We start from the raw sequence: 12,609 nt of genomic DNA, 5'->3' as shown, positions 1-12,609 counted from the left end.
TGCGACGAGCAGCGCCTGCGCTCGGCGCGCGTGACTTGCTGCTGGTCGCTGCTTAGGTTATTCGTCGTCTTCTACCAGTGTCATGAGCGAGGTGTTACCCCCTGATGCGGTGGTATCGGTACTCACGGTTTTTTCGGTTAACAGACGTTGAATCAGATTGTCGTTATATTCGGCACTGATCACCGGCAATATTGCCCCTTCACGTTGTGCTAGTTTATGAGTAATAAACGCACTTCGCTCACTGTTACTGTCGATAACTACACCAGCCAGTTGTGGCTCGCTTAACAACGACTCTAACTGATTCAATTTACCTACCTGCAATACCCCTTCAGGTGAGCCGGTAGCGATAAACTGATTGCGAAAGGCAATGGCTTCGTCATAAAACAAATCTGACACAACTGAGATAACCACATTACCGGTTGCCAGGGCGGTCACTATCGACAATGCCCAATATTCGAAGGTCACGTTTTTATCAGCAAAACACACTAATATGCCGCGAGGCTCTAAATACAATAGGTTTGATTCGCCGGTTGGCCCTGGTAATACCTTAGGTTTGCGTAAGCGTTTTTCAATGCTGATCAACTGACTACGGGCGGTAGACAAGGTGCGATTTAAATCTTCAGCAAGTTCTTCCATGATATCGACTTTGGCTATTTTGGCCAGCAACTGCCTTACCGCCGACACCCGCGTGTTTAGTACGGTCATGCGCCACTCTTGCTCAGCAGCAACGGCTTTTTGCATGATATCTGAGGCTTGTTTGCGGCCTTCATCATCACTTAGCACCGCTCGATCTTGCTCGGGTTCATAGTCACTTTCGACTATTTTAGGTGTGGCTTTTTCAATCATCAAACGAGATAAATAATGTGGACCGCCCGCCTTCGGACCTGTGCCCGATAAACCGCGTCCCCCAAAAGGCTGTACGCCAACAATCGCGCCTATCATATTGCGATTAATATACACGTTACCCGCTCTCGATAAACGTGCTAACTCTAGCGCCCGTTCCTCGATGCGCGAGTGAATGCCCATCGTTAATCCAAAGCCAGTTGAATTGACTTGCTCAATGACCTTGTTGATGTCTTTCGCTTTAAAGCGCACGATGTGCACGCAGGGGCCAAAGACTTCGCGTTTTAACACGTTAATATTATCAATCTGATATAAACGCGGTGCGAAGAAGGTGGCGTTTTCAGGCACGTTTTCAACTTTACATTCATACAGCAAGGTCGCTTTATCTTGCATATCTGCAACGTGATTGTTGAGGGTATCCAAGGCTTTTTTGTCAATAACTGGGCCAATATCGGTCGATAGATACGCAGGATCACCGACGTGCAACTCGCTCAGTGCCCCAATCAACATTTTAGTGACGTCATCTGCGATGTCTTCTTGCAAAAACAGAATACGTAGGGCTGAACAGCGCTGCCCTGCACTTTGAAAACCAGAGGCGATTACATCATCAACCACTTGCTCAGGTAGCGCGGTTGAGTCAACAATCATGCAGTTTTGTCCACCGGTTTCAGCAATCAACGGGACTTGATCGCCGCCACGACTGGCTAAAATTTGCGAAATTAATGTGCCTGTTTGCGTAGAGCCAGTAAACATTACCGCTTTAATACGCTCATCGGGCACGAGTACCTCACCCACATTTTTGCCCGGACTGATGACTAGATGCATGATGTCTTCTGGCATTCCAACTGAAATCATTAATTCACGGGCACGCAGGGCAATTAAGCTGGTTTGTTCTGCTGGCTTGGCGATCACGGTATTGCCGGTCACTAGTGCTGCCGCCACTTGACCCAAAAAGATAGCGAGTGGGAAGTTCCAAGGGCTGATACATAAGATTACACCACGAGGCGCTAAGCGTTCGTCTTGGGCTAACTCAAGTGCTCGTGCTGCGTAATAACGACAAAAATCTACCGCTTCACGCACTTCATCAATACCGTCTTGGGTGACTTTACCGGCTTCTTTAATACACAGGCCGATAAGCTCGTCCATGTGGCGCTCTAATATATCGCTGGTGCGCAATAACAAGTTTGCTCGTTCTGTTATGGGGGTTTCTGCCCAGTTGGCAAAGGCTTTATCAGCGGCATCCAGCTTTGCCAACATACTTTCTTTGCTGTCATAAATATGAAAACCAACAATCTCATTTGGCTGAGCAGGGTTGCGCACGGCATGGCCATTCGCGGGCACTTGGTCTTCACGTAAACGCGTTTTATTAAACCAGCGCTCTAGATTATTTTTTAGGGGGTCGATGGTATTAATATCGCTGATGTCCATGCCCTTAGAGTTGAAACGCTCGTCGCCATATAAATCAATTGGCTTAGCAATTTGATTATTATATTTGCGCAGTAAACGCTGGGTTTTTTCAACCGGATCTTCTAACAACGCTTCAACTGGGCGGCTATCGTCAACAATGGCGTTAACGAATGACGAATTAGCGCCGTTTTCGAGTAAACGCCTAACTAAATAGGCGAGTAGGTCTTCGTGCACACCCACTGGCGCATACACTCGGCATTGAATTTTATCGTTACTCACTATTTGATCGTATAGGGTATCACCCATACCGTGCAGACATTGAAACTCGAAGCCCTCTTTGTCATCACCGGCTAATTCAATGATAACTGAAGCGGTATAGGCATTATGGGTAGCAAATTGGGGATAAATAGTATCGCGATAGTCCAATAAGCGATTGGCACAGGCATGGTAAGACACGTCTGTTGATGACTTGCGGGTAAACACCGGAAAGTGGTCTAAACCGTCTTTTTGGGCATTTTTGATTTCAGTGTCCCAATACGCCCCTTTCACCAAACGCACCATCATTTTACGACCAACCGTTTGCGTTAACTCGCGTAACCAATCAATCACGTATAACGCGCGTTTTTGATAAGCTTGTACCGCTAAACCAAAGCCGCTCCAGCCTTCAAGCTCTGGATCACTGAACACTTTTTCGATGATATCGAGGGAAATATCTAAGCGTTCTGATTCTTCCGCATCAACCGTTAAGCCAATGTCATATTTTTTGGCCAACAAACAAAGCTGTTTTAACTTAGCGGGAATTTCTTCAAGCACTCGCTCACGATGTGTAAATTCGTAGCGGGGATGAATAGCAGACAATTTTACTGAAATACCTGGGCTTAAACGTGGCCCACGTCCCGCGCCAGCCTTACCGATAACATCGATGGCTTTCGCGTATGAGTCAAAATAACGCTGGGCATCTTCTGCGGTGCGGGCTCCTTCGCCCAACATGTCGTAGGAATACACATAGCCATTTTTTTCTTTTTCTTGTGCGCGTTTTACCGCATCTTTTATGGTTTCGCCCATGACAAACTGTTTACCCATGATTTTCATGGCAATGTTCATGGCTTTACGGATGACGGGCTCACCTAAGCGACCAATCAGTTTTTTCAAGATACCGAAATTTTCTTTTTGACGCTGATCAGCATAATTCACCATGCTACCTGTCATCAATAAGCCCCACGATGAGGCATTAACAAAGATTGAATCACTGGCGCCTAAATGCGGTGTCCACTGCCCTTTGGATAATTTGTCGCGGATTAATTCATCTTGAGTTTCTTTATCTGGCACCCGCAGCAAGGCTTCAGCCAAACACATCAACACCACGCCTTCAGCGGTCGACAATGAATATTCGTTTAATAGGGCATCAATACCACCGTGACCTTCTTGCTCACGCCTGATGCGCAATACTGTGGTACGGGCGCGCTCCCATGCTCGACTGCGGGCCAGCATGTTTATTTCAGCATCGGGTAAGATGTGGTTTACGGCGAGGTTTTCTTCTATTCGATAGAAATCTCTGATTTTTTGACGAAGGGGACTGGCGGTAATCAATGTACCGTTAAATAACATAGCTGACCTCAAAAATTAAAGTGCGATAGCGGGGAGTGTTGAAAACACAAGCGTATTACAACGTTAACACAGCGCCAATGAGCACACAAAGGCAGTCAACTTTTAAGCGTAAACAGAAGTTGACTGCGAAGGGCTGATTACACCTAATAAATCTCACTCCGGGGTAGGCGTTTCGGGTGTTTGGGTGCTCGATTCATCGACGGATGCTTCGGGCTCTTGTTCAAGAATGGGTTTATCCAACGACTCGAAATGGGCCGAACTCCCCTGTTCAATAATAGCTTGGGCTTGCTTTTGCAAGGTTTCCTTACTGACAAGTGGCTCTTTTTTCGATGACAATGCCTCAACAGAATCAAGCAAAGACACATCAAGTTCTACCTCTTCGAATGAGAGATCCACAGATGGTTGTGGTGCAAGTGCGGGGGTTAATTCAAGCAACAGCTCTGCAGGCACCTCAGGTGTAAGGTCAGGAATACGCTCTTCAATTTCTGGCACAATAGGCTCAGGAGCACGCACAAAATGCTCACTAATAGCCCGGAACATGGCCAAATGTTTCGGTCCCCATTGCGCCGAATGATCGGTGTAATTTGGATTAGCAGAGTTTTTTACGATCACCAGGTTTTGGTCCGGATCGACATAAATATACTGGCCATAAATACCTTGTGCCATAAATTCATCTTCTGCTCCAGGCGGGATCCACCACTGATAGCCATAACCATATGATGAATCTGACTGAGGATTATCAGAGCCTGGCATAAGATGCGGTGCATCTGGCGTAACAGAATCAATTACCCACTGTTTGGGCACAATTTGTAAGGAACGTCCACGCGCACTGAGCCATTGCCCCTTGTGTAAATACAGCCAGCCAAATTTGGCGTAGTCGCGCAAAGTAATGTTAAGGCCGCCTAGGGCTAGCTCCATATCATTGCTGTCTTTCATCCAATATGCGGCATCTTGCATGCCCATTGGTTGCCAAATTTTTTGGCTTAAATACTCACTCAAACTAACACCGGTAGCGCGCACCAAAATCATTCCTAACACTTGCGTATCAATACTGACATAGTGGTGAAAGGTGCCAGGCTCACGCTCACGTTGCAGTGAGGCAGTAAAACTATCTAGCGATGTACCAAAGGCAATGGCCCGCGAAAAACGATTTATATCAGAATTATAGTCAGCGTAATCTTCATTAAATTTTACCCCTGAAGACATTTGCAGCACGTCTTTTATTCTGACTCCCTCATAACCACTGCCAATTAATTCGGGCACATAATCTGTGACTGAATCTTCAATACTTTTAATATGCCCTTCGTCTATGGCGATACCAAATAACGCGGATACAAATGACTTTGCCACTGAAAATGAAATATGCTGTTTCTCGGGGCTATCTTCTAGAAAATACTGCTCGTAAACAATTTCGCCGTCTTTGATGACCATCATTGCATGTGTGGCGCTTTGCGCTAAAAAATCTTGCACCACAATGCTTTCGCCTTCGACGGAAAAGTCATAAGGCAATGCCTGATAATTAACGGGAAAGTAGTAAGTGGATTGGCTCGCCTCAATCGTGCTTGAGTCAAACATGGTGTACATGTTTAAAAAATTATGCGCTATTTTGTCTGCGTCATACAGCGTAATGGCTTTATACAGGCGCCATACATTGGTATGAAAAAGGCCAAGCAGTACAAACAAGGTTAATAAAAAGCCTAATAAAATCCCTTTAATACTTACTTTCTTAAACATGCATGCCCTAGATATCGCTACTTCAATTGCCGACAAACATAATTCAGAGTAAAGAAAAACGCCAGAAGATAGTAACAAACAGCTGGCGAATGAGCAGAAAAAAACCAGGGCGAGATTTTCTTGTCACGTCAATTCACTCAGCATGCCTCGCCCTGCTTGCTTAATGCGAGTTAATCGACCCAACGATTTTTTATGCTGAGTATTTTTTCGATATTTTGCTGAAATACCGTCACTAAATAGGGGTCGAAGTGTTTACCACTTTGGGATTCAAGAAAGTCCATGGTGGCCTCGATACTCCAGGCCTCTTTATACGGACGCACACTGGTTAAGGCGTCAAATACATCAGCCAGAGCGACAATCCTACCTTCAATGGGAATTTCTTCGCCTTTGAGCCCTTTGGGATAGCCAGAACCATCCCATTTTTCATGGTGGGTCAAGGAAACCGAAATGGCCAGTTTGATTAAGTCAGAATCAGGATCACCGAGTATTTCGGCGCCTATTTCCGGGTGTTTTTGCATGATTTTGAATTCTTCATCGCTTAACTTGCCAGGCTTAAGCATAATGCTATCGGCAATGCCAATTTTACCGATATCGTGCATGGGCGCAGCATGCAATAAGTTTTCGGCCTGTTGTTCGGAGTATCCAATGGCTAAGGCGAGCACCTGCGAATAATGACTCATACGCATCACGTGCATACCTGTTTCATTATCTTTATATTCTGAGGCTCTGCCTAAACGCTGGATCACTTGTAAACGGGTACGTTTGAGCTCATCGGCTTGAACCAGTGATAAATGCGTTTTTACTCTGGCCCGCACAACCGCAGGTGAAATAGGTTTTGAAATGTAATCAACGGCGCCTGCATTTAGACCATTTGCTTCATCAACGGCATCATTGAGGGCCGTGACAAAAATAACAGGAATGTTTTTTGTGGCATTGTCGCTTTTTAACGTGGTGCACACTTGTAAACCCGTCATGCCCGGCATCATGACATCTAATAAAATAAGATTTGGACTTTCTTGTTTGACTAACTTAAGGGCTTCAGCACCACTTTTAGCGAATATCAGTCGGTATTCATCACCCAAAGTTTGCTTGAGAACACGTAAATTGACCGGTTCATCATCAACTAACAATAAGGTTGCTCGACTATCCATTATTATTCCTCTTCAAGCCTTGCAACAAGTGTGTTGCAGCCTGTTAACGCATGTTCAAAATCAAAATCATTCAGCGCTTGAAATACCGCAGTGACCTCTTGTTCATATTTTTGTGGCGCCGCTTGTTGCAGTTTGGCAAACAAAGGCTCATCAAACTCATTCTGCGCCACCATTTTTTGTATGGCTTTTGCCAAACGCAAAAATTCTGCAGCATTATACCTTACATCTTGCGAACTTGGTTCACTGTACGCTTGGTCTAGTTCTTGTAATTTCTGCCAGATTTGTTCAAGGTGTTCTTTGATCTCATTGATTAAACGCTTGGCAACAAACTCATTTTGATTATGGATGCTAATCTCAAATTCGGTGACAATTTCCAGCAAATAAGTCAGGGCCAAATTGCCCGCAGAGCCCTTCATTGAATGAGCGAGGTATTTCAGCTCAGTCCAATCGAGAGAATTCAAAGCAAGCTGGTACTTTTCAAGTACCTCATGTTGCTTATGCAAAAACTTTTTGATTTCGCCAAACAATAGCTCTGCACTGCCCCACAACATCACACCCATGTTTTCATCTATCACCAAGCTTGGTTTTTTGATGATGGTTTGTTGCGTGTCGCTAAACTCAGTAATATTTAATACCCGTGCAATTTCAGCGTTAAGAATATCCATGTTGACTGGTTTATTGGCAAAGCCATTCATACCCGCATCAAAAGCCGCCTTTTTGTCCTCCGGTAACACGCTAGCGGTAAGCGCAATAATTGGCAAAGCCGCAAGCGCATTTTCGAGCTCGTACTCTCGACGTTTTTCGGTGGCACTGAGTCCGTCCAGCACCGGCATTTGCACATCCATTAGGACGACATCGAAGCGGCTTGCTTGCATTCTTAGCAAGGCTTGTTCGCCATCGCGGGCGGTTTGAACCTGATGCCCCGCCCGTTTCAATAGTACCGTTAGTAAGTCTAAATTTTGCTCGATGTCATCCACAATCAGTAAATTCAGTGGCGGCAATTCATGCATAACTTGCGTGGATTTTTCTTTGAAAATATCAATGGGCTGTAAAGGCAAAATAAAAGAAAAAGTAGAGCCTTGGTTTAGCTCACTTACAACATCAATGCTGCCGCCCATTAATTCCACCAGCTGTTTGCTGATGGTGGTGCCCAGTCCAGTGCCGCCAAACCGGCGACTCATGGTGGCGTCAGCCTGAGAAAATGCCTCAAATACGTTTGCTACTTGCTCAGGCGTCATGCCTATGCCGCTATCTTGGATCACAAACTCAATTTGCTGTTCACGCCCTTTCTCTTGTGCAGCAAGCAAGTTGATGGCCACGAGGATCTGGCCCTTTTCTGTAAACTTAATTGCATTGCCTAAAAGATTGGTTAATACCTGACGCAGTCTGTCAGGCGCGCCGTGATAAAAATGACCAAGATTTTCGGCAAACCGTAATTCGATATCCAAACCCTTATTTTTGGCTTGCAGCCAGAGGGTTGAAACCACAGCGTCAATTTCTTCTACCAACGAAAAATCACGATATTCAAGCTCAATTTTACCTTTGTCTAATTTGGCACTGTCGAGCACATCATTAAGCAGATGCATTAAGGATTTAGCAGATTGGTTAATGGTATTGAGGTATTTTTTCTGTTCAAGGGTCAACGCGCTGTCTAGTAGGATATCGCTAAAACCGATTACTGCGTTCATGGGTGTGCGAATTTCGTGGCTCATGTTGGCTAAAAATGCTGCCCGTGAAGCCGCCGCGGCTTCGGCAATTTCTTTCGCTTCAATCAGTTGCACTTCCATTTCTTTACGCTGGCTAATATCCATAATAAAACCATCAAGCCATACCTGTTTTTTATCTGGACTGCTTACTTTGCGGCCAAACTCTAACAACCATTTTTCGTTACCGTTTTTATCGATAATACGATATTCAAGCTGAAAGCCCTGTTCCTCACTCGCGTCACTTGACATTATTGTCGGCAAATCTTGTGGATGATAAAAGTCAGCAAAGCTGCGTTTTGGGTTAGGCAGCAAAAAGTCTTCTGCGGGATAACCAGTGACGTGCTCTATCTCATCACTGACAAATTCCATTGGCCACGTTTTATCGATTAAACAGCGGTAAGCAATGCCTGGTATATTAGCAATTAGTGAGCGAAATTTGGCTTCGTTGTCCCGTAAATCAGCTTCCATTTTATTACGTTGTCTGAGGTCTGAAATAAAGGCAACGTATAAGTTTTCATGCTCGGTTTCTACGTGCCCCACAGCGATCCTAACCGGAATTAACTCGCCATTTTTGTGCAGTACGTTGCATTCTTGCCCTGCGCCCTGTGAGTCATGTTCTTCGAAACGACTTAAATAACCTTGCACGCTATGAGTTTGCTCATCAGACATTAACTGGGGCATGATCATGCGCACATTGCTACCGAGTAGTTGGGCACTGCGCCAGCCCAGTAGCCGCTCAACCGCCTTATTAATACTGGTAATAATGCCGCGTTCATCTATGGTTACGATACTATCGTGCGCCGTATCCATGGTGGCCAGTAAACGGCGCTCGTTGTAGCGTGCCTTAATAGACGTTTCTTTGTAACGCATGGCTAAATTGGCTGCTAGTACTAAGCTGGTGATGATAATAGTGATCAGCGTTACGCCGATGGCTAAAAAAATCGACATCTCACTGCTTTGCTCTGAAAACTCAAATCCGGGAGGACGTACAAATCGCGCAGCAGCCATGCCGGTATAATGCATTCCGGTGATGGCCATTCCCATCACAATGCTGGCGATAAGGGTTTTACTCATTGTCGTAAGGCGATACTGCATGACCGCCTCCAAACCGAACCGAATCCACAAGGCTAGCATGGCTAAAATGACGGCCACTATAATGGATATGAAAAAGGTGCTTAGGTCGTAGCGCAATAATAAAGACATGTTCATGGCGGCCATGCCAACATAGTGCATGGTACCGATACCGGCACCGACTAACAGCCCGCCTAGTAGTAGTCGTTTAAAATCGATGCTTGAACGGGTAATTAGGCTCATTGCAACCCAGGATGCAACGAGTGCAGGTAGCATCGACAGTGCCGTAATACGCCAGTTGTATTCCACCACAGTACACAATTCGAACGCTAACATGCCGATAAAGTGCATGGACCAAACGCCACCACCTAAAGCAACACTTCCGGTCATTAATGACAGTTGGCGCCCAAATTCCGTACGACTATGAGACGCATACGAGGCCACTTGAAACCCCATAAATGAAGCAAAAATAGCAATAGCAAATGAGAGCACAACTAAGGTCGGGTCGAAATTACCAAATACCAGAAGGTTGTCTTGGGGATAATCAAATAACGCAGTGAATATGTCTGACATGTAAAAAATTTAAATAAACGCAGTGGTCACTGAGTTTATGTAAATACCGCTTGAATGCAATAGTAAAAACGGATGTCCATCATTGCGTAATTGCTTTTAGCTAGCAAAATTTTGGATTGAGGCCTGCGATGTAATCGTTACCTATACCAAAGGCAGTATTTGCAACATCTACATTTTGCTCGGTAAAAATTGCACGAGCATTTTATTAAAACACCAGCATCAAGTCCTTTTTATTTTAAAATAAACTATAAATTTCAATAGGTTAAATCATGCCAACTTGTTTGGCACAGTTCAAGCATTAAACAAATCGAAGTGAACTAAACAGTAATTTAAAGGAGAAATATTATGTTAGGTTGGGCATTAACATTTTTAGTTATCGCTATCGTAGCCGCAGTATTTGGTTTCGGTGGTATCGCAGGAACTGCAGCGGGTATCGCAAAAATTATCTTTTTCGTTTTTGTTGTACTACTTGTTATCTCATTGATTGCCAATGCCGTTAGGGGCAAGGGTCCAAGAGTTTAATCATTTTTAATTAATATGGAGATTTATCATGAAAAACATTAAATATTTTACAATATTATCAATCTTACTAACTGCGATGACCTTGTTATCAGGTTGCGGCGACGACAATGCTGAAGAAGCCGGTGAGAAAGTTGACCAGGTTATGACTGATGCTGGCAATGCCGTTGAAGATGCTTGTGAAGACGTAAAAGAAGGTGTTGATGCTGACGATACCGATTGTTAAGCAGCAACCAGAAAATAAAGGGGGCTTGCCCCCTTTTTTAGTGTTTGGTCAAGGCCAATGCAGTGAGTTAACCAAAAGAAGGACCACTAATATGAAAGTTTCTATTCTCATCATTGTTGTGGTGATCAGCGTAGGTTTTCTATTTTCATTCATTACGACTGAGCGATTTGGTTTACTAGTGCAGTTTTTAGTGGCTCTTGGTCTTTTTGTTTTCATCGGTTTTTTCGCCCTTATTTCATTAATGAAAAAGTCTAAACGCAAAGGTTGAACAACTAAGCTATCGTTTCTCACTGGCTAAGGTTACATTGGTCAGCAATATCCGCTCTCACAATCAGTTAAAGGATTAAGGATGAATAACAGGATCCTAAGTCTACTCGAAACCATACGCACCAGCTTTTGGTTTATTCCCGCTCTTCTGGTCTTTTCAGCTACCCTGCTAGCCAGCTTAGTGCTGAGTTATGACCGTTATTGGCAAGATTACACCCCAGAATTTCTACAATTTATTTATCACACCTCACCTGAATCTACTCGGGCAATATTGACTACCATCGCTAGCTCAATGATGACGGTAACCAGTATTGCGTTTTCGATTACCGTGGTGGCATTGAGTTTAGCGTCGTCGCAGTTTGGGCCGAGGCTTATCCGCAATTTTATGTCTGATCGCGGCACTCAATCGGTTCTTGGTGTGTTTGTTGCCATTTTTATTTACTGCTTACTGGTTTTGCAGTCCACCAAGTCGGTTGAAGACCTGCAATTTATCCCAGGCATGGCCACCTATTTTGCCGTACTACTCGCCTTTGTGGGCGTTGGCGTATTGATCTATTTTATTCACCATGTGTCTTATGCAATTCAAGCGGATGACGTGGTTGATAAAGTGCATTGTCAGTTACAAAAAGACATCGACCGCTTATTTCCAAATCAGACTGAATGGAATAAGCAAAGCGAACCTAAAGCATTGTTTATGAACAACGTTAACTTTAGCCAAGCGGTAAAGGCAGGGAAGGACGGCTATGTGCAAACGGTAGATTTTGAAAAACTGGTTGCTATCGCCAAAGAGCATGACATCAAAATTAATGTATTAGCCAAAGCAGGCGATGCCATTGTAAAAAGTTCGACCTTGCTTGAGTTAAGTGTGGAGACAGTCAAGTCTCTGCCAGATGACGCTGCACTGCGAAACTGTATTATGCTGGGCGCAAAGCGCACGCCGCTGCAAGACCCCGAGTTTGCCGTACGTCAATTAGTTGAAATTGCCGTGAGAGCCTTATCGCCTGGGATCAACGATCCTTACACAGCGATTACGTGCACCGATAAACTGTGTGCCATGCTCTGTGACCTATCGCAGCGTCCTTTCCCTCCCAGTTTGCATACTGATGACGAAGGTGAGATTAGAGTGTGCACTCGTTCATTTGAATTTTCACAAATTGCCAACGCGTCATTTAATCAAATTAGGCAATATGGTAAAGACAGTATCGCGGTCACCATCAGACTATTGGAAAGCTTAATCTTGATAGCCGAACATGCTGCCACCGACAATCAAAAAGGCTTTGTGCAAGAGCAAAGTGACATGATTGGACAGGCTTGTGAGCAAAGCACCTTTTGCAATAAAGACAAAGCCGATATTAATTACCGTTTACAGCAAATCAGAGAAATTTTAGAGAAGTAACCGTGCTTGTTAAGCGCATCGCATTGGATGACGTGGCGCGCTGCCTTGCCCCTTAACAGCGATTAGCTGCTCCCACTATTGTATGATAAAGCGCCTGACAAACGATTG

8 protein-coding genes are annotated in these 12,609 nt (G+C 44.5%); 4 read left to right on the top strand and 4 right to left on the bottom strand.

What is annotated here, in order from left to right; genetic code table 11:
* Nucleotides 1-57: 57 nt before the first annotated feature.
* From putA to NWQ57_RS22345, 4 genes are all read right to left on the bottom strand, one after another.
* A complete protein-coding gene (putA, locus tag NWQ57_RS22360) occupies nt 58-3,858 on the bottom strand; it encodes a bifunctional proline dehydrogenase/L-glutamate gamma-semialdehyde dehydrogenase PutA (protein WP_306024409.1) in 3,801 nt (1,266 codons plus the stop codon).
* Nucleotides 3,859-4,011: 153 nt separating this feature from the next.
* Nucleotides 4,012-5,592 carry a serine hydrolase gene (locus tag NWQ57_RS22355; protein WP_306024408.1) on the bottom strand — a complete coding sequence of 527 codons (1,581 nt, stop codon included), beginning with the start codon at nt 5,590-5,592 and terminating at the stop codon, nt 4,012-4,014.
* Between the two features lie 170 nt (nt 5,593-5,762).
* Complete coding sequence (locus NWQ57_RS22350; protein WP_306024407.1) at nt 5,763-6,743, bottom strand: HD domain-containing phosphohydrolase; 981 nt, start codon at nt 6,741-6,743, stop codon at nt 5,763-5,765.
* 2 nt (nt 6,744-6,745) lie between these two features.
* The gene (locus tag NWQ57_RS22345; protein WP_306024406.1) at nt 6,746-10,093 is read right to left on the bottom strand and encodes an MHYT domain-containing protein; all 3,348 of its coding nucleotides are present in this window, start codon (nt 10,091-10,093) and stop codon (nt 6,746-6,748) included.
* Between the two features lie 345 nt (nt 10,094-10,438).
* On the opposite strand from NWQ57_RS22345, the gene NWQ57_RS22340 reads away from it, so the two are divergent.
* The 4 genes from NWQ57_RS22340 to NWQ57_RS22325 all read left to right on the top strand — a co-directional run bounded on the left by NWQ57_RS22340 (nt 10,439) and on the right by NWQ57_RS22325 (nt 12,501).
* A complete protein-coding gene (locus tag NWQ57_RS22340; protein ID WP_306024405.1) occupies nt 10,439-10,615 on the top strand; it encodes a DUF1328 domain-containing protein in 177 nt (58 codons plus the stop codon).
* 28 nt (nt 10,616-10,643) lie between these two features.
* Entirely contained in the window at nt 10,644-10,838 is a 195-nt protein-coding gene (locus NWQ57_RS22335) for a hypothetical protein (protein ID WP_306024410.1), read from the top strand.
* Between the two features lie 91 nt (nt 10,839-10,929).
* Nucleotides 10,930-11,106, top strand: a complete 177-nt coding sequence (locus NWQ57_RS22330) for a hypothetical protein (RefSeq protein WP_306024404.1) — start codon at nt 10,930-10,932, stop codon at nt 11,104-11,106.
* Between the two features lie 81 nt (nt 11,107-11,187).
* Entirely contained in the window at nt 11,188-12,501 is a 1,314-nt protein-coding gene (locus NWQ57_RS22325; RefSeq protein WP_306024403.1) for a DUF2254 domain-containing protein, read from the top strand.
* Nucleotides 12,502-12,609: the final 108 nt, after the last annotated feature.

The organism is Paraglaciecola sp. (genome assembly GCF_030730205.1).
Taxonomy (GTDB): Bacteria; Pseudomonadota; Gammaproteobacteria; order Enterobacterales; family Alteromonadaceae; genus Paraglaciecola.
The sequence above is the reverse complement of the archived record's forward strand: the minus strand, read 5'-3'. Positions and strand labels throughout refer to the sequence as shown.